This window comes from Micromonospora ferruginea, assembly GCF_013694245.2.
Lineage (GTDB): Bacteria > Actinomycetota > Actinomycetes > Mycobacteriales > Micromonosporaceae > Micromonospora > Micromonospora robiginosa.
Genome location: NZ_CP059322.2, coordinates 1,394,027 through 1,414,910, shown reverse-complemented (window position 1 = coordinate 1,414,910; position 20,884 = coordinate 1,394,027). Strand labels below are relative to the sequence as shown.

The 20,884-nt window shown below is 74.4% G+C and carries 19 protein-coding genes and 2 tRNA genes; 13 read left to right on the top strand and 8 right to left on the bottom strand.

What is annotated here, in order from left to right; all coding sequences use genetic code 11:
* Window positions 1–43 precede the first annotated feature (43 nt).
* Entirely contained in the window at window positions 44–616 is a 573-nt protein-coding gene (locus tag H1D33_RS06190; RefSeq protein WP_181568986.1) for a hypothetical protein, read from the bottom strand.
* Window positions 617–695: 79 nt separating this feature from the next.
* Between H1D33_RS06190 and H1D33_RS06185 the strand changes: the two genes are divergently transcribed.
* Window positions 696–1,061 (top strand): MmcQ/YjbR family DNA-binding protein, encoded by a 366-nt coding sequence (locus tag H1D33_RS06185; protein WP_181568987.1) that lies wholly within the window; start codon window positions 696–698, stop codon window positions 1,059–1,061.
* Window positions 1,062–1,114: 53 nt separating this feature from the next.
* On the opposite strand, the gene H1D33_RS06180 is transcribed toward H1D33_RS06185, so the two are convergent.
* Both H1D33_RS06180 and H1D33_RS06175 read right to left on the bottom strand, forming a co-directional pair.
* Window positions 1,115–1,189: transfer RNA gene (locus H1D33_RS06180), tRNA-Arg, on the bottom strand.
* A gap of 12 nt (window positions 1,190–1,201) precedes the next feature.
* Window positions 1,202–1,268 (bottom strand) — tRNA-Arg (locus H1D33_RS06175).
* Between the two features lie 99 nt (window positions 1,269–1,367).
* On the opposite strand from H1D33_RS06175, the gene H1D33_RS06170 reads away from it, so the two are divergent.
* The 4 genes from H1D33_RS06170 to H1D33_RS06155 are packed head-to-tail and all read left to right on the top strand — an operon-like array spanning window position 1,368 to window position 7,161.
* Window positions 1,368–2,645 (top strand): lanthionine synthetase C family protein, encoded by a 1,278-nt coding sequence (locus H1D33_RS06170; protein ID WP_181568988.1) that lies wholly within the window; start codon window positions 1,368–1,370, stop codon window positions 2,643–2,645.
* A gap of 1 nt (window position 2,646) precedes the next feature.
* Window positions 2,647–5,781 carry a lantibiotic dehydratase gene (locus H1D33_RS06165; protein ID WP_181568989.1) on the top strand — a complete coding sequence of 1,045 codons (3,135 nt, stop codon included), beginning with the start codon at window positions 2,647–2,649 and terminating at the stop codon, window positions 5,779–5,781.
* A gap of 41 nt (window positions 5,782–5,822) precedes the next feature.
* Entirely contained in the window at window positions 5,823–6,911 is a 1,089-nt protein-coding gene (locus H1D33_RS06160) for a hypothetical protein (protein WP_181568990.1), read from the top strand.
* A 19-nt stretch (window positions 6,912–6,930) separates the two neighbouring features.
* Window positions 6,931–7,161 carry a hypothetical protein gene (locus H1D33_RS06155; RefSeq protein WP_181568991.1) on the top strand — a complete coding sequence of 77 codons (231 nt, stop codon included), beginning with the start codon at window positions 6,931–6,933 and terminating at the stop codon, window positions 7,159–7,161.
* Here H1D33_RS06155 and H1D33_RS06150 read toward each other — a convergent pair.
* The 3 genes from H1D33_RS06150 to H1D33_RS06140 are packed head-to-tail and all read right to left on the bottom strand — an operon-like array spanning window position 7,137 to window position 9,758.
* On the bottom strand, window positions 7,137–7,850 hold the full coding sequence (locus tag H1D33_RS06150) for a tRNA-uridine aminocarboxypropyltransferase (protein WP_181568992.1): 714 nt from the start codon (window positions 7,848–7,850) through the stop codon (window positions 7,137–7,139). The two genes, H1D33_RS06155 and H1D33_RS06150, sit on opposite strands and share 25 nt — an antisense overlap.
* Complete coding sequence (locus H1D33_RS06145) at window positions 7,843–8,910, bottom strand: hypothetical protein (protein WP_181568993.1); 1,068 nt, start codon at window positions 8,908–8,910, stop codon at window positions 7,843–7,845. The genes H1D33_RS06150 and H1D33_RS06145 overlap by 8 nt, the downstream gene beginning before the upstream one ends.
* Window positions 8,844–9,758, bottom strand: coding sequence for an endonuclease/exonuclease/phosphatase family protein (locus H1D33_RS06140; RefSeq protein ID WP_246411612.1), 915 nt, complete (start codon window positions 9,756–9,758; stop codon window positions 8,844–8,846). Before H1D33_RS06140 ends, H1D33_RS06145 begins: the two co-directional genes overlap by 67 nt.
* A gap of 226 nt (window positions 9,759–9,984) precedes the next feature.
* Here H1D33_RS06140 and H1D33_RS06135 point away from each other — a divergent pair, with 226 nt between their 5' ends.
* Together H1D33_RS06135 and H1D33_RS06130 are read left to right on the top strand one after the other, a co-directional pair.
* On the top strand, window positions 9,985–10,326 hold the full coding sequence (locus H1D33_RS06135; RefSeq protein ID WP_246411614.1) for a GlsB/YeaQ/YmgE family stress response membrane protein: 342 nt from the start codon (window positions 9,985–9,987) through the stop codon (window positions 10,324–10,326).
* Window positions 10,326–10,892 carry a P-loop NTPase family protein gene (locus tag H1D33_RS06130; RefSeq protein WP_181568994.1) on the top strand — a complete coding sequence of 189 codons (567 nt, stop codon included), beginning with the start codon at window positions 10,326–10,328 and terminating at the stop codon, window positions 10,890–10,892. The genes H1D33_RS06135 and H1D33_RS06130 overlap by 1 nt, the downstream gene beginning before the upstream one ends.
* Before the next feature lie 65 nt (window positions 10,893–10,957).
* Here the strand turns inward: H1D33_RS06130 and H1D33_RS06125 are convergent, their stop codons facing one another.
* Window positions 10,958–11,899 (bottom strand): acyltransferase domain-containing protein, encoded by a 942-nt coding sequence (locus tag H1D33_RS06125; protein WP_181568995.1) that lies wholly within the window; start codon window positions 11,897–11,899, stop codon window positions 10,958–10,960.
* A 53-nt stretch (window positions 11,900–11,952) separates the two neighbouring features.
* Window positions 11,953–12,987 (bottom strand): acetylxylan esterase, encoded by a 1,035-nt coding sequence (locus H1D33_RS06120; protein ID WP_181568996.1) that lies wholly within the window; start codon window positions 12,985–12,987, stop codon window positions 11,953–11,955.
* Window positions 12,988–13,058: 71 nt separating this feature from the next.
* On the opposite strand from H1D33_RS06120, the gene H1D33_RS06115 reads away from it, so the two are divergent.
* Genes H1D33_RS06115 through H1D33_RS06090 form a run of 6 tightly spaced genes read left to right on the top strand, consistent with a single transcriptional unit; the run spans window position 13,059 to window position 20,880 of the window.
* Window positions 13,059–13,976 carry an ABC transporter permease gene (locus H1D33_RS06115; RefSeq protein ID WP_220138805.1) on the top strand — a complete coding sequence of 306 codons (918 nt, stop codon included), beginning with the start codon at window positions 13,059–13,061 and terminating at the stop codon, window positions 13,974–13,976.
* Window positions 13,973–14,899, top strand: coding sequence for a carbohydrate ABC transporter permease (locus H1D33_RS06110; protein ID WP_246411618.1), 927 nt, complete (start codon window positions 13,973–13,975; stop codon window positions 14,897–14,899). Before H1D33_RS06115 ends, H1D33_RS06110 begins: the two co-directional genes overlap by 4 nt.
* Window positions 14,900–14,937: 38 nt before the next feature.
* Window positions 14,938–16,581: an ABC transporter substrate-binding protein gene (locus H1D33_RS06105; RefSeq protein WP_181568998.1), complete on the top strand. Its 1,644-nt coding sequence runs from the start codon at window positions 14,938–14,940 to the stop codon at window positions 16,579–16,581.
* On the top strand, window positions 16,578–18,104 hold the full coding sequence (locus tag H1D33_RS06100) for a GH39 family glycosyl hydrolase (RefSeq protein WP_246411620.1): 1,527 nt from the start codon (window positions 16,578–16,580) through the stop codon (window positions 18,102–18,104). The genes H1D33_RS06105 and H1D33_RS06100 overlap by 4 nt, the downstream gene beginning before the upstream one ends.
* Window positions 18,101–18,790 carry a YesL family protein gene (locus H1D33_RS06095; protein WP_181568999.1) on the top strand — a complete coding sequence of 230 codons (690 nt, stop codon included), beginning with the start codon at window positions 18,101–18,103 and terminating at the stop codon, window positions 18,788–18,790. The genes H1D33_RS06100 and H1D33_RS06095 overlap by 4 nt, the downstream gene beginning before the upstream one ends.
* Window positions 18,787–20,880 (top strand): alpha-glucuronidase, encoded by a 2,094-nt coding sequence (locus tag H1D33_RS06090; protein WP_181569000.1) that lies wholly within the window; start codon window positions 18,787–18,789, stop codon window positions 20,878–20,880. Before H1D33_RS06095 ends, H1D33_RS06090 begins: the two co-directional genes overlap by 4 nt.
* Window positions 20,881–20,884 lie beyond the last annotated feature (4 nt).

Sequence of the window (20,884 nt, the reverse complement as noted above, 5' to 3'; positions counted from 1 at the left end):
GTGCGGCGACCATAGACTCACCGCGACCGATGTGTCCACGGCGTCACGGCGTGGCGGTCACCGGCGGCGGCTCCTGGCCGCGGACGGTGAGGATCTGACCGCCGTACTCCTCCTTGGTCGCCTCGAACGCGTCGCGGAAGGCACGGAACCGGCGCGTCAGCTCGGCGGCGGGAAGCGGCCCGTCCGACTCGCTGTGGAACACGCGCAGCGTCTTCTGCAGCCGGACCGCCTCCTGGTGCCCGAGCAGCGACTGTTCCCAGTCCCGCAGAAGCTGCTGTCCGAGCTGCCCGGCGGCGGCCACGAAGCCGAGCACCGCCGGCACCCAGGCCGGTGCCGCGACCGCGAGCGCAAGCGGCACCGCCAGCGCCGACAGCCCGGAGGTGAACGCCAGGCACCGGTGCCGGATCGCCCGGACCCGTGCCGTGCGCACCACCCACGCGATGTGGCCCTGCGCCCAGTCCAGGTAGTCGCGTTCGGCGCGGCTCAGCTCCCCCGGCGGCTCGTAGCGCCGGAACGCGCGCGGATCGGGTCGGCTCTCCTCGGTCAGCAGGGTGCGGACGACGGCCAGGACCGCCGCCAGGGTCAGCAGCCGTCCGGCCCGCGTCGGTCGCGGCATAACGCACCTCCAGACATTCCGACCGCAGGGTAGGACGCGCGTGCCATCGGCCGACCTCCCCGTGCCGTACGGTGGATCGATGTCCGACATGGTGGAGAGCATTCGGCGGGCCTGCCTGGCGCTGCCCGAGGTCAGCGAGCGACTCAGCCACGGCACCCCGACCTGGTTCGTGCGGGGGAAGAAGTCGTTCGCCACCGTCTGGCCCGACGGCCACCACCAGGACGAGTTCCCGCACCTGTGGTGCGCGGCGCCGACCGGTGCGGCCGGCGAGCTGGTCGCGGCGGACCCGCGCACCTACTTCCGCCCGCCCTACGTCGGGGGTCGCGGCTGGGTCGGTGTCCGCCTCGACAGCGGCATCGACGAGGCCGAGCTGGCCGAGGTGCTCCAGGACGCGTACCGGTCGGTGGCGTCGGCGACGCTCGTCGCTCGGCTCGACGGCCGCTGACGGTCGGCCCGCGGCGCCGGTCCGCCCTGCGCGGGCGGTCGACGGAGGAGGGGCACCTTCGGGGAGAGTCCAACTCCCGACCTCCGGCTGCGTTCGCCGGTGTTCTACCCCAACTGAACTACGAAGGTGCGACGGGACGGTACCGAGGGGAATCCAACCCCTGACCTCCGGCTGCGTCCGCCGGTGTTCTACCCAACTGAACTACGGGCACGCCCCGCACGGACGGTAGCACGACCACCTCGCTCCGTGCGACCATCCGTTCCGATGACGACACTTCCTCCCGGTGTCGCGGCCTGGGTGCCGCCGGTGACGAGCACGACCCGGTGTCGTGCCCGGGAGGTCGCGTCGGCCGCGGCCGAGGCGATCCGCACCCGCACCGCCCCCGGCGGCAGGCTGGACCGGGCCGACGACGGGGACGGCGGGCGGTCCCCCGGGCTGGCCTCCGGGCACGCCGGGCTCGCCCTGATGGCCGCCGCGCTGGACGAGAGCCGGCCGGGCGCGGGTTGGGATCGTTTCGGGCACCTGCACCTGGCCGCGAGCCTCGGCGACGAGGCGACGCTGAGCCGGCTCGGTCCCTCGCTGCACACCGGATGGGGTGGGCTGGCGGTCGCCGCGACCGCGCTGGCCGCCGGCCGGCCCCGCTACCGCGCGTTTCTGGCGCAGTGCGACACCGCGCTGGCCCACGGCGCCACGCTGCTGGCGCGCCAGGTCCGGCAGGGTGTCGCGCCGCTACGGCCGCCCCTGGTCGATCTCGTCACCGGGCTCGCCGGAGTCACCGTGGCGCTCCTGATCCGGCGTGGCCGGTCCGAGATCGACGCGGCCCTGCGCGAAGCGCTGGCGGCGCTGGTCACGCTCGCCCGGCCCGACGACGGCAGCGACGGGCATCCGCGTCTCGTCGCGCCGCCGCAGTGGGGGGCGATGCGCCTCGACGGCCGGCGGCCGTTGCTCAACCTCGGCGTGGCGCACGGGCTGCCGGGCGTCCTGTCCGCACTCGCGCTGGCGTCGATCGAGGGTGTCGGCGGTGATGCCACGACGGCGGCGGTGGCCGGCCTGACGGACTGGTTGCGGCGTTACCGGCGCGCCGACCGATGGGGGCCGGCCTGGCCCAACGGCGTGTCCGTCGACCCCACCGTCCCGGTGCCGCCGCCGGGGCGGTCCGCGTGGTGCTACGGGACCGCGGGCTGTGCGCGGGCGCTCTGGCTCGCCGGCTGCGCGCTGGACCGGGCGACGTGGCGCGCCGAGGCGGTGGACGCCGTCCGGGGGACGCTGCGCCGGCCACCGTCCGAACGCGGCATCACCTCCCCCACGTTCTGCCACGGCCAGGCCGGCCTGGCCCACATCGCGCTGCGCTTCGCTGCCGACACCGGTGACGGCGACCTCGCCACAGCCGCGGAGGACGAGGTGATCCGCCTGATCGAGGTGTACGAGCCGGACAGTGTGTTCGGTTTCCGCCGACGGGAACGCGACGAGCCGCCGGTGGACTCGGCCGGGGTGCTCGACGGCGCCGCCGGGGTGGTCCTGGTGCTGCTGGCCGCCTCGGGTGACGGGCCGGCGGGCTGGGACCGCATCTTCGCGGTGGCCTGAGGTGACCGGCGAACGGCGGTGGCGGGCGGCTCCCACGTTCATGGTGCGGGCGCCCGCGCTGCCGGTGGACCGGTTCGTCGAGCTGTCGCAGCCCGACCCCGACCGCCGGCTCGTGACGTTGAGCCGTGACCCGGAGGTGGCGCTGGCGCTGGCCGTCGCCTCGCCGTCGATGGCGCGGGCGGTCGCGGCACACGCCGCCGAGGATGGCGACCTGGCCCCGGTCCGGACGGCCCTGGCCTCCTACCTGGTGCGGATGTCCACCCGACCGACCCCGTTCGGCCTGTTCGCCGGCATCGCGTCGGGCAGTTGGGGGGACCGCGCCCGGGTCACCCTGGGTCCGCCGGCGCGCCGGAGCCGGCCCGACATGGCGTGGCTGCTCGGCCTGGTGGAACGGTACGAGCGTGAGCCGGGAGTCCGGCGGCACCTGCGCCTCACCACCCATCCCGCCGCGCACCTGCGCGGGGGCCGGGCGGTGCTGCCCGACGCGGCGGGCGCGACGGCGTCCTCCGTGCGGGCCACCGCCGTGGTGCGGGAGGCGCTGGCGGCCTGCCGGTCGGGTGTCGGCCACGCCGCGCTGATCCACCGCCTGACCGCCACCGGCCGCGACCCCGACCGCACCCGCGCCGTGGTGGACACGCTCGTCGAGCGGGGCTTCCTGGTCACCGACCTGCGCCCCGCGCTGACGGCGGAGCCCGCACGGGAGGTGGCACGGGTGCTCGATGCGGCCGGCGCGTCGGCCGCGGCCGGGCTGCGCGGCCTGCTCGACGACCTCGCGGGCTGGGACCTCCTGCCCGCGGGCACGGCGCTGCGGCAATGGCCGCGGCTGCTCGCCCGCGCGGAGGCGATCCACCGGCCGGACCCGGTCGACCGCCGGGTCACCTCGCGCCCCGACGCGCCGGCGACCCCGACGGCCACGTTCGCGGTCGACGCCACGTTCACCGGCCCGGCCGTGCGGCTGCCCGCCGCGGTGGCCCGGGAGGCGTGCCGCGCGGTCGAGCTGCTGTCGCGGCTGTCGCCGTGGTCCACCCGGTTCCCCGGGTTGGCGGCGTGGCGACCGATGTTCGCCGAGGCGTACGGCCAGGACCGGTGGGTGCCGGTGCTCGACCTGGTCGCCGCCGGCCTGCCCGAGGTGTACGCCGTGCCGCCGCCCCGCCCCCGCTACGAACGGCTGCTGGTGCGGCTCGCCGGCGAGGCGGTGCGCGCCGGTGAGCGGGTGGTGCGGCTGGACGAGGGCCGGGTGGCGGAGCTGGAGGAGGCGGCGGGACGCGACGGCGATCCACCGGGTTCCGTCGACCTGTTCTGCGCGCTGGCGGCCCGGGACGACCGGGCCGTCGACCGGGGCGACTTCCTGCTCGTGGTGGCCGGGGTGGGTGCGACCGCACCGGCCGGGCGCGCGTTCGGCCGGTTCGGTCATCTCTTCGACGGCGGCGCGCCGGCGTTTCTCGGCGACCTCCCGGTCGGCCGTGCGGACGGGCCGAGGATCGCCGCCGAGTTGCTCTTCGAGCCGGTGCGGGCGCGACCGGCGAACGTGATGGTCCGGCCGGTCGTGCCGGAGCACGTCATCGCCGTGAACGGCGGTCCGCCGCCGGCGGGACGACGGATCATCCCGCTGTCCGAGCTGGCGGTGGTCCTGCGCGGGGAGCGGCTGGCGCTGGTGTGGACCCGGTCCGGCTCCGACGTGCTGGCCTGCGGTCTGCACCTGCTCACCCCGGCGATGGCGCCCCCGCTCGCGCAGTTCCTGCACGCGGTGAGCGTCGACCACGAGTCGGGTCTTCTCGACCGGTTCGGCTGGGGGCCGGCCGAGCACCTGCCGTACCGGCCCCGGGTTCAGGCCGGACGGGTGGTGCTGCGGCCCGCCGGCTGGAGCCTGGACCGCGCGTTCCTCGACGCCTACCCGCGGGACCGCGCCGGGGCGCGGCGGGCCGCGGGTCTGCCCCGGTACGTCCTGCTGGGCCCGCGCGACGAGCAGCTCCTGATCGACCTGGACAGCGAGGTCGGCGCCACGCTGCTGCTCGCCGCCGGGCGTCACCTGCCGGCCGGCGCGCGCCTGGACGTGCACGAGGCGCTGCCCGAGCCGGGCGACGCCGTCGCGTGGTCGCCGGACGGCCGGCGCCTCGTCGAGCTGGTCGTGCCGGTGGTCCGCACCGGCACCGGCCCGACGGCGGGCGGGGCCGCACCGCACGTCGCCGCCGGCCACGCGGGCGGCGGCCCGGATCCCGAGGGCGGCGCCGCGCCGCGGCGGCTGGTTCCTCGTCCGGCGCGGATGCGTCCGCCGGGCTCGGACTGGCTGTACGCCAAGCTGTACCTGCCGGTGGACGCGGTCGACGACCTGCTCGGCGGACCGGTGCCGGAGTTGGCCGGGCGGCTGTGCCGGGACGGCGCGGTCCGGTCGTGGTTCTTCCTCCGGTACGCCGATCCCCGGTTCCACGTCCGGCTGCGGTTCACCGGCGACCCGCGACGGTTGCGTACGGAGACCCTGCCCGCGCTGTGCGACTGGGCGGCGACGCTGACCGACGACGGCGTGCTGGACCGGTTCGCGCTCGACACGTACGAGCGTGAGGTCGAACGCTACGGCGGGCCCGCCGGCCTGGACCTGGCGGAGCAGTTGTTCGCGGCGGACAGCGCGGCGGTGTGCCGCCTGCTCGCCGACCCGGCCGTACGCGCCGCGCCGGACCGCCGGCACCTCGCCGTGCGGACCGTGGACGACCTGTTGGCGGCACTCGGACACCCGCCGTCGCACCGGCTCCGGTGGTACCGCGCCCACCGCGGCGCACGCCACCCGGTCGAGTCCGCCGAGTTCCGGGCGGACAAGCAACGGTTGCGGGCCTCCGTCGCCCCGGCGGAGGCCCGCGACCCGGTGACGGTGGCCCTGGACGCGCGGCGGCCCACCGTGGCGCGGGTCGCGGCCGGCCTGGACGCCCTGGCGGCGGCCGGTCGACTGGAGACGCCCCGCCCGCAGGTGGTGCGCAGCCTCGTGCACATGCACCTGAACCGGCTCCTCGGCGGCGCCCCGGAGCTGGAACGGCGCGTCTTCGCCCTGGCCGGCCTGGCCCTGGGCAGCGTGCTGGCATGGCCGATGTCCGGTGGCCGACAGTATCCGATCGGCGACGGTGATTCGATCATCGACCGCGCGTAGAGTCATCGACGCAGGACGCTGCGCGACCTTCGGGAGTTGCCATGCCCAGTCACATCGTCGACGTCTCCGCCAGGTCCCGGGTCCTGCGGGAGCAGCCCCTCCTGAGTCACGCCTGGGTGATGACCCCGCCGGAGGCCCTGGCCTACCTCCGTCGTCCCCGGTCCGTGCTGCGCACCATCGGCGTCCGGCTCCCGGCGGAGTGCGCCGTCGAGACGGTGTTGCGCAACCACGACTGGCTGACCGGGCACAGCGACGGCCTCGGCGACTCCGACGACGTCGTCGTCTACGCCCGGGGCGACGGGGACGGGCAGCGTTTCTACCGGGTCATGCTCTACGGCGGCAAGGCCGCCCGGCGGGTGCCGGACCGGCCGCTGCTGCACGACCCGACGGAGGAGGAGCGCCCGACCGGCCACGTCACGGATCGGGTGCGTGGCCGGGTGGACGCGATCCGGCGGTCGATGACTGCCGCGCCGATCCACACCGACGTGCACACCTGGCTCGCGCCGCTCACCGTCGACGCGCCGGTGACGAAGTCGAACGCGGAGGCCCACCGGGTGCTCGCCACGCTCGTCGACGCCGTCCGGCAGGTGCTGCCGACGAACCCGGCGTACGAGCCGGTGGTGACGGAGTTGTCGGCCGCGTTGCAGCGGCAGTTCAACCCCGGCTACTCCAGCGTCTACCGCGCCTACCGGGCACCTGACGCCACGTTCCCGCAGGCGTTCACCGGGCTGCTGTACGCCAAGGCGGTGCGGGTGCTCGCCACCAGCGGCTTCCAGCGCGACCAGCAGGTCGAGGAGGTGGCCCGCATCCTCGACGACCCCGCGCCGGCGCTGCGCGTGCTGACCGAGGCCGCCCGTGCCCAGGATCCGGACTTCTTCGTCCACGCGACGGTCGAGGCGACCATGCGCCGCCGGGACGACGGTCGGCTCGACCGTCGGCTGGTCGAGGCGGAGGACCAGTTCGCCTCGTTCGACCCGGACCGCGGTGCTCGGCGGTCGCGGCTCGCCGCTCCGTCGCGGCGGCTGGAACTGCTCGGCCCGGAGCACCGGGACGAGTGGTGGTTCCTGCCGGCGCTGGTCGCCTACGCCATCAACGTCTGGCCGCTGCGCGGCGACCAGACACCGCAGTAGCACTGAGAGGGTGACCGGGATGGGTAGCTCCGACACCGACCGGGCGAGCGCCGTGCTCGTCGACGAGGACGACGAATTCGACCTGGACCTGCGGATCGCACCGGGCTGGTTCTCGGTGCCGGCCGAGATCGGGGCCAGCGGCACCTGCGGCGGCTGCCCGGAGTGGAGCGAGGAGGGCAGCACCTGCCAGTTCAGCTGCCAGGACTCGTGCGGGGGCGGGTGCAGCTACAACCCGGTGTGCGGCGACTGACCGGGCCCCTGTCGCGGTGGTGGGGGCGGCAGGTAGCCCGCCCGCAGCAACGCGGCCGGGTCGTCCAGCACGTCGGCCCCACCCGCGTCCCCGCAGGCCAGGTGCATCCCCACGAGCGCCCGGAACGGGCGCAGCAGCGCCTCGCGGACGGCCGGTTCCGCGCCCAGGACGACGAGCGCCTCGGCGACGGCCTCCAGGGTGGACAGGCCGTGCGGGAAGGGCTGTGCGCGCACCGCGTACCTGCTCGGAGTGGTCGGTGAGATCGACATCCGCGGCATCGTCCCGAGGTGGTCATCGGCTTTCAGCATGCTCCTGGCCTGCCGCCAGGTGCCGTCGAGCACGACGATCGTGTACGGCCCACCACCGGGCACCCCGGTGATCGCGGGCGCGGCCGTCGTCGCGGAGACGGGGTAGAGCAGCAGCGGCGGGCGGGCGGCGTCACCCCGGACCGCGTGATCCGCGGCCGGAGACCTGCGGACACCGTCGAACACCTCGGTCTCCGGGATCACCCGCGCCAGCACCCGCACCGTGCCGAGCGCATGCCGTGCCTCCCGCGGATGGCGCAGCACCACGAGCCGGTGCGGCGTGTGAACCGGGGTGACGAAGCGGCACCAGCAGGCGGCGGGCGGTCGTCCACAGCCGGCGCACCGGCGCCGGCGGCCCTCACCGTCCGGTCGAGGATCACCCATCGCCCCTCCCCCGGCGATCCTCGTGGCCCGCCGGCGCGTCCAGGACGAGACGTCCCCCGTAGGCCGGCGCGTCGAGCACGCCGAGTATCTCCGCCCACGGCCCGCCCGCGGCCAGGGCGTCCAGGATCCACGGCAGCGTGCGCCACTCCTCCAACGACACCATCCCCGGCGGCCCGACCAGCCACACCGGATCCGGTGCGAGGCCGCGCCGCAGCGCGGGGAACAGCGCGCTCGCCCGGCACGTCATCAGCACCCAGAGCCGGGGCGGCCGAGCGCCGGACGCGTCCGGGCGGTCGGCCGACACCACCACCGGACCGGACCCCGAACGGGCCGGGAAGGCCGGCTCGGCCAGCCCACCGGGGGCGTTGCGGGCCAGCCAGTGGGTGAGCCGGGCGACGGCGCTGCCCGGGACGAGGTTGCGGTGTGCGAGGACCACCCGGCCCGCGCCGGTGCGGTCGATCCGGAGCAGGCCGTCGCTCAGCCACGAGTCGAGCGTCTCCTCCAGCCGACGGCCACTCCGACGGGCGGTCCGCGCCGCGTGCCGCGCCAGGCGGTCCGGGTCGGCCGGCAGGCCGCTGCCCGGCGTCACGGTGATCGGCAGGGCGGGGTCGAAGTCGGGACCGAGGCCGAAGCGCAGGTGCCCGACGTACATGCACACCGTGGCCGAGCGCAGCCCGTCCGACAGCGCCGCGGCGGCGCAGGCCCCCTGTCGCCCGTCGGTGTTCGCGACGATCCGCACCACCACGGGCCGCCCGGGCGCCGACGGCGACGGCCGGAACGCGTCCGGGTGGGTGAGGAACGTGGTGCACCCGTCCGGCACCGGCTCACGGCCGGTCGCGGCCAGCACCGGGGCCGCCGCGACCGGTCCGACGGCGTACCCGCGGGCGGTCAACGCGGCGACCAGGGAGCGGTGCCGCGCGACGGTGCCGGGGGTCCGGCCCGCGGCGGCCGCGACCGGGTGCCGGTCGCCCTCGTCGTCGTGCCCGAGGGCGATCACGCATTCCAGCGGCGCGCCGTCGGCCAGCGACGCGTAGGGCGGCGTGCCGGGCGGATGACCCATGTCGCCATGGTGCCCGCACGGAGGCCGGCGGGCAGCGGGGCTGCCGGCTTTCCGTCAGTACGGCGGCGGTCGACGGTCAGCGTGGCCAGCAGCGCGGGATGGTCGGTGGAGCCGCGCATGTCCAGCGCCCGCCGGCAGCAGATCGCGATGTCGCTCGTCGCGATGATCTGCTGCCGCGCGCCGTCGTCGACCCGCCGGTAGTCCGGCGGCACGCACGAGCGTACGTCCGGCGCGCCGCCGGCCCGCAGGTTGAGGTCGCCGCCGAGCACGGTCGGCGCGTATCCGGCGGCGCGTCGGACGGCCGGCACCACCGCGCCGACCAACTGCCCGCACTGGGCGAGCGCGACGGCGCCGTCGGTGTTCGCCAGGTGGGTGGTGCAGGCGTGCAGCACGGCGGCGGCGTGCAGACAGAGCCAGACCCGCTCCTCGGGGTCGGCGAGGTCCTGCGCCGGATAGGTGCCGCGGTGCACCGCGGGCCGGTCGTCGCGGGCGTCGAGACGGGCCAGCAGCCCGATCCCGTACGGCTGGCCGTTGTTGCAGCGGGTCGGGGCGCCGCTGGGGCGGTCGCCGGCGGCCTGGAAGGCGGTGGCGATCCGGCTGCCCGGATGGACGGCGGTGAGGGCACCTTCCAGGGTGTCCACGTCGTCGCGGCAGATCTCGTTGAGGGTGACCACGTCGGGCAGCTCGGCGGCGATCACCTCGGCGGCCTGCGGCACGGCGCGGCCGGTCCAGCAGCCGGCCCGCCCGCTGTTGCAGAGGTTCATCTGGAGCACCCGCAGCACCCCCGAGCCGGTGCCGCCGGCCGGTGACGATCCGGCCGGCATACCGGCCACGACCAGCAGGAGCACGACGGCGAGCGCCCGGCGGGCGCGCCGGGCGGGACGGGTGGTCGACTGCGCGGACAGCGGGGCTCCGGCGGGGTGGGGTCGTCGGCGGGTGGCCGTGATCCTAGCGCCGGCCGACCCCGGCGGGGCGAACCCGCTCGCGCCCGACGGCCGGAACGCTCCGGCCGTCGGTGTTTCCGATGGTGCGCGCGGTGGGCATGATTGCCGGCACCCGGGAGGAGTGACGGCAATGATCGTGAGTGGTTATCTGGGCGCGGTGCTCATCGGCGCCCTCATCGGTCTGCTCGGCCGGCTGGTGCTGCCCGGCCGGCAGCGGATCGGCGTCTTCGCGACGTTCCTCATCGGCGTCGGCGCGGCGGTGCTCGGCACCGTGGTCGCCCGCTGGGTCGGCATCGACGACGACGCGCCGGTGCGGCTGTGGGTGCTGCGGTGGGACTGGATCGTGCTGGCGCTCCAGGTCGGCTTCGCGGTCGTCGGCGTCGCGCTGGCGAACATGCTCACCTTCACCCGGCTGGCCGGCGGTGACGACGAGGCCCGCCGGCGGACCGCCCGCGGCAAGGCCCGGAGCTGATGACCGCACCGGCGCGCATCCTCGTCTACGGGGTGTACGGCGCCGGCAAGTCGACGCTGGCGGCGAAGCTGGCCGACCGGCTCGGGCTGCCGTGGGTCCCGGTCGACGACCTGCTGTGGCAGCCCGGCTGGGTGGAGGTGCCGGTGGCCGAGCAGCGCAGCCGCATCGAGGCGGTCTGCCGGCGGGACCGGTGGATCCTGGACGGGGCCTACCACGGCTGGCGGGACGTCGTGCTGGCCCGCGCCGACCTGGTCGTCGGCCTGGACTATCCGCGCGGGCTCTCCTTCGGGCGGCTGCTGCGCCGCACGGTCGGGCGGCTGGTCAGCCGCGAGGTGATCTGCAACGGCAACCGGGAGTCGTTGCGCAGCGTGTTCTCCCGCGACTCGGTCCTGGTGTGGCACGTCGGCGCGTTCGGCCGGGCCCGGCGGCGGATGCGCGCCTGGCGGGCCGACCCGAGCGGGCCGCCGGTGCTGCTGTTCGGCACTCCGGCGGACCTGGACCGCTGGGTGGCCGACCTGCCGGCGTCGCTGCCCCGGTCGGGCCAGGTCCCTCACCGCGGCCGGTAGCCGCGATCGGGCAGCAGCGGCGACGTGTCCCCCATGACACCGTCCTCCCGTGGATCCGCGCCTGTCTAGATCGGGAAGCGGCCGACGCGCCAGCGCCAGTGACGGCCGGCCGCGAGGTGGTCGACGACGGCACGCTGGAGCGCGGTGCGCCGGGGCAGCCGCTCCAGCGGGGTGCTCAGGTCGCGGAACACGAACCGGCGCACCTCGACGTCGGCGTCGATCCCCTCCGGCTCCTGGTAGGGCTCCAGCGCGAACCGGCGCTGGAACTGGACGATGTTGGCGTCCTCGGGCAGGTGTTCCCGCAGTTGCGGATCCAGCAGCCAGGAGCCGCAGGAGAACTCCGTGTGGGGCTCGTCGGGGAAGTGGCGCGGGAAGAACGCCCGGGCCGCGTCGAGCGAGGCGTCGACCGCCTCCGGGGTCAGCGGCCCGGACTCGGGGATGTGCAGGCCGATCGTCTCGCCGCGCTGGTGCTGCAACCGGCCCATCTCGTAGACACCGCCGCGCGCGTGCAGCGTCAACCAGCTCTGCATCACCGGCCAGCCCTCGCCGCGCATCCGCCGGTCGACCGCGAGGTTGCGGCCCAGGTCGGCGAGCGTCGTCCAGGACACGTCGTCGCCGATGCCGTGGTCGCGGTGGTAGTCCCGCACCACGTCGACCAGGGCGAGGTACGCGTAGACGTAGAGGTGCCGCCAGGCGGGGCCGCGCTCGCGCGGTAACGCCGGCCCGGGCGGCAGCCAGTCGTGTCCGCCGAGGTCGGCGCGGACCAGCGCGGTCGAGCGGTCCAGCAGCCACCGCAGTTCCGGGGTCCACATCGGTGAGTCGGGCACGGGCCAGCCGGCCAGGATCTCGGCGGCGTCGTCCGGGGCGACCGCGAGCCGGTCGAGGATCGCGGGCGCGGCGGCGCGGTCGGGCAGCGGCGCGGACGGCAGGTCGCCGGCGAGCCGGTGCACGCGGTCGACCTCCTCGACGGGCACGCCGAGGCGGGCGGCGGTCTCGGCCGGGTCCACGCGCACGACCCTACCGGCGGGGCGGCGGTCCCGACAGGCCACCGGTCGCGGCGTCAGCGGGCCGTCGGTTCGGTGGGCCGGAGCACCGCGTCGAGCCAGCGCAGTTGTCGCCGTACGTGCACGGCCTCGCCGCCCTCGTGGCCGTTGAACGGGTAGGTGTGGATCTCCCGGGCAGGCGCGGTCACCCGGTCGCCGACGGCGGCGCCGTACTGGTTGTACGCGGCGAAGCCGGTGCTCGGCGGGCAGACGTCGTCGCGCAGGCCGATCCCGAAGTGCGCCGGCGCGGTGGCCCGGCGGGCGAAGGTGACCCCGTCGACGTAGGACAGGGTGTGCCGGACCGCCTCCTCGGCCTCGCGGTGCACCGCCAGGTAGCGGGCGATCTCGCCGTACGGGGACGTCTCGGTGAGTTCGATGCCGCGCTGCACGTCGCACAGGAACGGGGCGGTGACCAGCAGCGCGGCGAGGTCGTCGAGGAGGCCGGCCACCGCGAGCGCGAGCCCGCCGCCCTGGCTGTTGCCCACCGCGGCGACGCGGTCGGGGTCGACGCCGGGCAGCGCGCGGGCGGCGTCGACCGCGCGGGCGGCGTCGGTGATCAGGCGGCGGTAGTGGTAGGTGTCCGGGGCCAGGATGCCGCGGGTGGCGGGGTCGGGACCGCCGGGCGCGTCGTGCGGGTCGGGGGTGTCGCCGCGACCGTGCAGCCCGCCCTGGCCCCGGTTGTCCACCAGCAGGTGGGCGTAGCCGGCCACCGGCCAGGTCAGGCGCTCGCCCGGCAGGCCCCGGCCGCGGCCGTAGCCGGGATACTCCACCACCGCCGGCAGCGGCGTGGACACGCCCGCGGGGCGGGTGTACCAGGCTCGGACCGGCTCGCCGTCGAAGCCGGCGACCGTCACGTCCCACACGTCGACCAGCCGGAGGTCGGTGGGCTCCGGACGGATGTCGAGCAGGGCCGGGGCCCGGGAGGCGGCGGCGAGGGTGGCGCGCCAGAACCGGTCGAAGTCGGCGGGTTCGGCGACGGTCGGGGTGTACCGGCGGAGCCGTTCGACAGCGAGGTCTATCGATGCCCTTGACACAGAGAGAACGATACCCATAAATTCCGAAAAGCTTACGGGGCATTACCGGAAGTTTTCGGTCGCGCGCTCCGGACAGGAGGGTGCGGGTGTTGTCCGAGACCGGTCGGTCGACCTGGCGGCGTGCCCTGCGCCGGGACTGGCAGCTCTACTCGCTGGCCGTGCTGCCGCTGCTGTTCTTCCTGACGTTCCGCTACCTGCCGATGCTCGGCAACGTGATCGCGTTCCGGCGCTTCCAGCCGGGCGGCAGCCTCTTCGGCGAGTACTGGACCGGGCTCCGATACTTCCGGCTGTTCCTCACCGACCCCACGTTCTGGAGCGTGTTCACCAACACGCTCGTGCTGGGCGCGCTCACGCTGCTGTTCTGCTTCCCGCTGCCGATCGTGCTCGCCCTGCTGCTCAACGAGGTGCGCAGCCGCGCCCTCAAGCGGTTCGTGCAGTCGGTGTCCTACCTGCCGCACTTCCTGTCCATCGTGATCGTGGCCGCCATGGTGATGCAGTTGCTGTCCGTGGACGGCACGGTCAACCAGTTCCTGCGCGCCGTCGGCGCCGAGCCGGTCGCGTTCCTGCAGCAGGCCGGCTGGTTCCGGACCATCTACGTCTCCTCCGAGGTCTGGCAGACCGTCGGCTGGGGCACGATCCTCTACCTGGCCGCGCTCACCACCGTCGACGGCGACCTCTACGAGGCGGCCCGCATCGACGGCGCGAGCCGGTGGCGGCAGACCTGGCACGTGACGCTGCCCGGGATCCGGCCGACCATGATGACGCTGCTGATCCTCAACATCGGCACGTTCATGGCGGTCGGCTTCGAGAAGATCCTGCTGCTGTACAACCCACTGACCTATCCCACCGCGGACGTGATCTCGACCTATCTCTTCCGGGTGGGCATCGTCTCCGGGAACCTCAGCTACGCCGCCGCGATCGGCCTGTTCGAGGCCGTGATCGGGCTGACGCTGGTGCTGTCGGCGAACGCGATCTCCCGACGCGCGGTGGGGACGAGCCTGTGGTGAGCGTGGACGCCCGCGCACGGGGGCGGGCGTCCCGGCCGCGTGGCCCCCGACCCACCCGGGGCTACCGGATCTTCCAGGCGGTCAACGCCGTCGTCCTGACCGGCGTCGTGGTGGTGACGGTGTACCCGTTCCTCACCATCGTCGCGCGGTCGCTCAGCGACAACGCGGCCATCGTCGCGGGCCGGGTCAACCTCGTCCCGCGCGGGTTCAACCTGACCGCCTACCGGGTGGTGACCTCGGATCCGGCGTTCTGGGTCAGCTACCGCAACACCGTCGTCTACACGGTGGTCGCCACGCTCGTCTCCGTCGTGCTGACCACCTGCTACGCGTACGTGCTGTCGAAGCGGCACCTGCGGGGCCGGACCGCGCTGGTCGGCGTCGCCGTGCTCACCATGTTCTTCACCGGCGGCCTGATCCCCAACTACGTGCTGGTCACCAGCCTGGGGCTGAAGAACACGGTGTGGGCGATCGCGCTGCCCAACGCGATCAACGTGTTCAACCTGCTGGTCATGAAGGCGTTCTTCGAGAGCCTGCCGGTCGAGCTGGAGGAGGCCGCCGCGGTCGACGGCCTGGACACGTACGGCACGCTGCTGCGGATCGTGCTGCCGCTGTCCAAGGCGATGGTGGCCACGATGGTGCTCTTCTACGCCGTCTCGTTCTGGAACTCCTGGTTCGCCGCGTTCCTCTACATGGACCGCCAGGACCTGCTCCCGGTGACCGTCTACCTGCGCAACCTGCTCGCCGGCGCGACCGACGCCACGCAGACCGGCGGTGGGCTCGGCAGCGCGAACGACGTCGTGCAGTCCGCCGCCACCATCCAGTCCGTGACCATCGTGCTGACCGTCCTGCCGATCCTCGCGGTCTATCCCTTCATCCAGCGCTACTTCGTCTCCGGAATCATGCTCGGCGCCGTGAAGGGATAGCCGCGCCCGCGACCCCACCCACCACCGAAGGGAACACCATGGTCCAGCTGTCCCGGCGCCAGGTGCTGTTCGCCACCGGCGCGGCCGCCGTCGCCTCCCTGGCCGGCTGCGGCGACGACACCCCCGACAAGAAGGATCTCGACCGCAACCGCGCGGGCGCGATGGAGAAGTACGGCGTCGGGGACCAGTTCACGGCCACCGAACCGGTCACCTTCTCGATCCTCTACAACAACCACCCGAACTATCCGCTCAAGCCGGAGTGGCTGTTCTGGAGCGAGCTGGCCCGGCGGACCAACGTCAAGCTGGACCCGGTGGCGGTGCCGCTCAGCGACTACGAGCAGAAGCGCAGCGTGCTGGTCGGCTCCGGCGACGCCCCGCTGATCATCCCGAAGACCTACCACCCGCAGGAGAACGCCTACGTCTCCTCCGGCGCCATCCTGCCGGTCAGCGACTACCTGGACCTGATGCCGCACCTCAAGGAGAAGTTGGAGCGCTGGAACCTCCGGCCGGAGACGGACACGCTGCGGCAGCAGGACGGCAAGTTCTACCTGCTGCCCGGCCTGCACGAGAAGCCGTGGCAGGAGTACACGCTCGCGGTTCGCACCGACGTGCTGGAGGAGTTGCGGATCCCGGCCCCGACCACCTGGGACGAGGTGTACGCCATGCTCAAGGCGATGCGGGCGGCCCACCCGGACGTCCATCCGTTCTCCGACCGGTTCGGCAAGCCCAACCCGGCCGGAAACCTGCTGAACATGCTCGCCCAGTCGTACGGCCTGCCGGGCGCCGGCTGGAACTACCACGCCACGAGCTGGGACGCCGACGCCGGGAGGTACGTCTTCACCGGGGCGTCGGAGAAGTACCGGCAGGTGGTCGAGTTCCTGCACAAGCTCGTCGCCGAAGGGCTGCTGGACCCGGAGACGTTCACCCAGACCGACGACCAGGCCCGCCAGAAGCTCGCCAACGGCCGGTCGTTCGTGATCAGCACGAACGCGCAGACCCTGGTCAACGACTACCGCCCGGACATCGCCAAGATCAACCCCGACGCCCGGCTGAAGAAGATCCTGTTCCCGATCGGCCCGGCCGGCCCGGTCAACCCGGCGAGCCGGCTGGAGAACGGTGTGATGATCTCCAGCAAGGCCCGCGACGGCAAGCACTTCGTGGCCATGATGCAGTTCATCGACTGGCTCTGGTACTCCGACACCGGCCAGGAGTTCGCCAAGTGGGGCGTCGAGGGCACCACCTTCACCCGGGACGCCGCCGGCCGGCGCGTTCCCACCCCCGACGTCGACATCGTCGGACTCAACCCCAAGGGCACCAAGCACCTGCAGAAGGACTTCGGCTTCGCCAACGGCGTCTTCGCCTACGGCGGCAAGCTCGACCTGGTGCAGTCGTTCTTCTCCCCGGAGGAACTGGAGTTCCAGAAGGAGATGAACGCGCGCAAGCCCGCGCCCTGGGTGACCCCGCCGCCGGCGCCGCTCAGCGACTCCGAGCAGGAGCAGACCACGCTGTGGGCGACCGCGCTGAAGGACCACGTCACGCAGAACACGCTGAAGTTCGCCCTCGGCCAGCGCCCGCTCGGCGAGTGGAACGCCTACGTCGCGGAGCTGAAGGCCAAGAACGCCGAGGCGTACACCGAGCTGGTCAACAAGGCGTACGAGCGGTACCGCAAGAACCACGGATGATGCGGCTCATCGTTCCCGACCGGCCCGTCGGCCGGCTGACCGACGCCTGGCGTACCTGCGTGGGCACCGGCCGGTTCGACCTGGCGCTGCGACGCGACCACCAGGAATCGCTGGCGCTGGTGCAGCGGGAGATCGGCTTCCGGCACATCCGCGGGCACGGGCTGCTCAGCGACGGCGTCGGCGTGCACCGGCCCTACGAGTGGCGGGGCGAGCATCGGGTGCGGCACGCCTTCACGTACGTCGACCAGGTCGTCGACGCCTACCTCGACCTCGGGGTCCGGCCGTTCGTGGAGCTGGGCTTCATGCCCTCGACGCTCGCCTCCGGCGAGCAGACGGTGTTCTGGTGGCGGGGCAACGTGACGCCGCCGCGCTCGCTGCGCGAGTGGGGCGACCTGGTCCGGGCCACGGTGGCCCACCTGGTCGACCGGTACGGCCTCGACGAGGTGCGCGGCTGGCCGATCGAGGTGTGGAACGAGCCCAACCTGACCGAGTTCTGGGCGGGCGCCGACCAGGCCGCCTACCACCGCCTCTACGAGGTGTCGGCGCACGCGGTCAAGGACGTCGACGCCGCGTTGCAGGTCGGCGGGCCGGCCCTCTCCCCCGGCGCCGACGGGTGGCTGGCGCCGTTCGCCGAGTTCGTCACCGCGCGCGACGTGCCCGTCGACTTCGTCAGCCGGCACGCCTACACCTCCGGCCCGGCGCGGCATGTGCCGTTCGGCACCCGGCAGGCCCTCGCCCCGGCGGCGGAGCTGCTGGCCCAGTTCGCCGCGCCCCGCCGCCGCCTGGCCGGCACCGCGCTGGCCGACCGGCCGGTGCACATCACCGAGTTCAACTCCTCGTACCGGCCGGACAACCCGATCCACGACACCGCCTTCCACGCCGCCTACCTGGCGCCCGTGCTGGCCGGTGGCGGGGAGCTGGTCGACTCGTTCTCGTACTGGACCTTCTGCGACGTGTTCGAGGAGCAGGGGGTGCCCACCGCCCTGCTGCACGGCGGCTTCGGCCTGCTCACCCACCGGCAGGTCAGGAAGCCCACCTACCACCTGTACGCGTTCATGGCCCGGCTCGGCGACGAGGTGCTCGCCCGCGGGGCGGACCATCTCGTCACCCGCCACCCCGACGGCCGGATCGCGGTGCTGGCCTGGGCGCCGGTGGACGTCACCGGCCGGGAGCCGACGCCCGAGCGGCACACCGTGGCGCTGTCCGTCCCGATCGGCCGGCCGGGCACCGTGTCGGCGTTCCTGCTGCGCCGGTCGGTGAGCGAGGACGCCGGCAACGTCTGGGCGGCCTGGCGGGAGATGGGCAGCCCGCAGTCGCCCCGGCCACGGCAGCTCGACGCGTTGCGGGAGGCGGCCGAACCGGCCCGTACCCACCGGGCGCTGCCGGTCACCGGCGGGCGGGCCGACGTGGACCTGACACTCGCCCGGCACGAGGTGACCCTCGCCGAGCTGACCCCGGTGGTGGACGAGACTCCACCGTGGTGGGACGACCGCCTGCTCGACCCGCCCGAGGCACGGCCGTGACCGACGCGGCGGGCCGGCGACCGGAGTTCGGCGACGGGCCGTTGTCGCGGGCCGCCGCCACCGTCCACACGCTGCTGACCGTGGAGCTGTGGCTGCTGCTCGGCGTGCTGCCCGGCCTGGTCGCGCTGGTGCTGCTCGACCGCGACGCCAGCAACCTGCCGCTGGTCGCGGTCGCGCTGCTGCCGGTCGGCCCGGCCGTCTCGGCCGCGCTGCACACCCTGCGCCACCAGCGCCCGGACCTGACCGACCTGCGGCCCGCCGCCACCTTCCGCCGGGCCTACCGGGCCAACCTGACGGGCGTGCTGCGCGTCTGGGCGCCGACGCTGGCGTGGCTGACCGTCATCGCGGTGAACCTGGCCCACCTGGACGCCGCGGGTGTCCCCGGCTGGTGGGCGGCGCCGCTGGTGCTGGTCGGCGCCGGGGTGCTGCTGGTCGGCGTCAACGCCCTGGTGATCGTCTCGCTGTTCACCTTCCGCACCCGCGACGCGATCCGGCTGGCCGTGTACTTCCTGGTGCGCCGGCCCGGCGTCACGCTCGGCAACACCGTGCTGCTGGCCGCCGCCGCCGGGGTCACCGCGGCCTTCTCCGAGGCGGTGCTCGCCCTGCTGGCCGCGCCACTGGTGCTGGCGCTGCTGCGGATCGCCGACCCGATGATCGACACCATCCGGACGGAGTTCACCCCATGAGCGTTCCGGTCACCGGCCGGGCCTCGGCCGCCGAGAAGTCGACCTGGCACGCGGCCTGGCTGCCGTCGGCGGCGTTCCGGGCCCTCGGCGCCCGGGACGTGCTGGTGCACGGCGACGGCACGCTCGTCGACACCGTGCTGGACGAGGTGACCCGGGCCTGCGCCCGCCACGGCGGGCGGGTCTGGCACTCCCCGCCCTGGGACGTCGACGCCGACCTGGTGCTCGCGTCGCGTACCGCCGGTCCGGTCGCGAACGCGGCGGCCGAGGCGGCCCGCCTGGGCGCGACGCCGGCGGTGGACGGCACGGGCGACGGGTCCCTGGGCGAGGAGGGGTTCCTGCTGGCCCGGGTGGACGGCGTGACGGTGGTGCTGGCCGACGCGCCGGCCGGCCTGCTGTACGGGCTGTTCCACGTGGTCCGGCTCGGCGCGGCGGCCTTCGACGACGACCGGCCGCCCCGGCGGCACCAGCCAGCGCTGGCCCGGCGGATACTCGACCACTGGGACAACGTGGCCGTGCACCCGGTGTCGGGGCAGGTCGAACGCGGCTACGCCGGCGGCTCCGTCTTCTGGCGCGACGGCGCCGCCCGGCGGGAGCCGGAGCGGCTACGGGACTACGGGCGTCTGCTCGCCGCGTGCGGCGTCAACGCGGTGACGGTGAACAACGTCAACGTGCACGACACCGAGGCGCGGCTGCTGACCGACCGGCTCGGCGACGTGGCCGAGATCGCCGACGCGCTGCGCCCGTACGGCATCCGGGTCCATCTGTCGGTGACCTTCGCCGCCCCGATGGTGCTCGGCGGCCTGCCCACCGCGGACCCGCTGGACGGCCGGGTGCGGGCCTGGTGGGCGGAGGCCACCGGGCGGGTCTACCGGCGGATCCCGGACTTCGGCGGCTACCTGGTGAAGGCCGACTCGGAGGGCCGGCCCGGCCCGTTCGCCTACGGGCGCGACCACGCCGACGGGGCGAACCTGCTCGCCGGGGCGCTCGCCCCGCACGGCGGCGTGGTGCGCTGGCGGGCATTCGTCTACGACCACCGGCAGGACTGGCGGGACCGGTCCACCGATCGGGCCCGGGCCGCGCACGACCACTTCGCGCCGCTGGACGGGCGGTTCCGGGACGACGTCGTCCTCCAGGTGAAGTTCGGGCCGCTGGACTTCCAGACGCGCGAGCCGGTGTCTCCGGTGCTCGCCGCGATGCCGGCCACCCGGCTGGCGCTGGAGGTGCAGGCGACGCAGGAGTACACCGGCCAGCAGCGGCACGTCTGCCATCTCGGCCCGTGGTGGAGCGAGGTGCTGCGGTTCGCGCCGTGGGGTCCGGCCGGCGACACGGTCGCCGACGTGGTCGCCGCCGGCGGCCTGGTGGCGGTGGCCAACGTGGGCGACGACCCGTTCTGGACCGGGCATCCGCTGGCCCAGGCGAACCTGTACGCCGCCGGCCGCCTCGCCTGGGATCCGCGGCTGGACCCGGGCGCGATCCTCGACGAGTGGATCGAGCTGACCTGGCTGCCGGTGACCACCGGCGATCCGGAGCTGGTGCGGCGGACGCTGCACGCGATCATGGACGATTCCTGGCGCACCTACGAGCGCTACACCGCGCCGCTGGGCGTCGGCTTCATGGTCCGGCCGGGCCACCACTACGGGCCGGACGTGGACGGGTACGAGTACACCCCGTGGGGCACCTACCACTTCGCCGACCGCGACGGTGTCGGGGTGGACCGCACCCGGGCGACCGGCACCGGCTTCACCGGCCAGTACCCGTCGCCGTGGTCGGAGGTGTACGAGTCGCGCCGGCGGTGCCCGGACGAGCTGCTGCTCTTCTTCCACCACGTGCCGTACGGTCACGTGCTGCACAGCGGGCGCACGGTGATCCAGCACATCTACGACACGCACTTCGCCGGCGTGGCGGAGGTGGCGGCGATGCGGGAGCGCTGGCGGTCGCTGGCCGGGGCGCTCGACCCGGCGGTGCACGACCGGGTGGCCGAGCGCCTCGACGAGCAGTTCCGGTGCGCCGTAGAGTGGCGGGACCAGGTCAACACCTACTTCTTCCGCAAGTCCGGGGTGCCGGACGCGCACGGCCGTCGCATCCACTGACCTG

Bases quoted from the DNA above. Each gene is read 5' to 3' on its own strand.
- H1D33_RS06190 (WP_181568986.1), bottom strand. From the start codon at position 616: ATGCCGCGACCGACGCGGGCCGGACGGCTGCTGACCCTGGCGGCGGTC.
- H1D33_RS06185 (WP_181568987.1), top strand. From the start codon at position 696: ATGTCCGACATGGTGGAGAGCATTCGGCGGGCCTGCCTGGCGCTGCCC.
- H1D33_RS06160 (WP_181568990.1), top strand. From the start codon at position 5,823: ATGCCCAGTCACATCGTCGACGTCTCCGCCAGGTCCCGGGTCCTGCGG.
- H1D33_RS06155 (WP_181568991.1), top strand. From the start codon at position 6,931: ATGGGTAGCTCCGACACCGACCGGGCGAGCGCCGTGCTCGTCGACGAG.
- H1D33_RS06150 (WP_181568992.1), bottom strand. From the start codon at position 7,850: ATGGGTGATCCTCGACCGGACGGTGAGGGCCGCCGGCGCCGGTGCGCC.
- H1D33_RS06145 (WP_181568993.1), bottom strand. From the start codon at position 8,910: ATGGGTCATCCGCCCGGCACGCCGCCCTACGCGTCGCTGGCCGACGGC.
- H1D33_RS06135 (WP_246411614.1), top strand. From the start codon at position 9,985: ATGATCGTGAGTGGTTATCTGGGCGCGGTGCTCATCGGCGCCCTCATC.
- H1D33_RS06130 (WP_181568994.1), top strand. From the start codon at position 10,326: ATGACCGCACCGGCGCGCATCCTCGTCTACGGGGTGTACGGCGCCGGC.
- H1D33_RS06120 (WP_181568996.1), bottom strand. From the start codon at position 12,987: ATGGGTATCGTTCTCTCTGTGTCAAGGGCATCGATAGACCTCGCTGTC.
- H1D33_RS06105 (WP_181568998.1), top strand. From the start codon at position 14,938: ATGGTCCAGCTGTCCCGGCGCCAGGTGCTGTTCGCCACCGGCGCGGCC.
- H1D33_RS06100 (WP_246411620.1), top strand. From the start codon at position 16,578: ATGATGCGGCTCATCGTTCCCGACCGGCCCGTCGGCCGGCTGACCGAC.
- H1D33_RS06090 (WP_181569000.1), top strand. From the start codon at position 18,787: ATGAGCGTTCCGGTCACCGGCCGGGCCTCGGCCGCCGAGAAGTCGACC.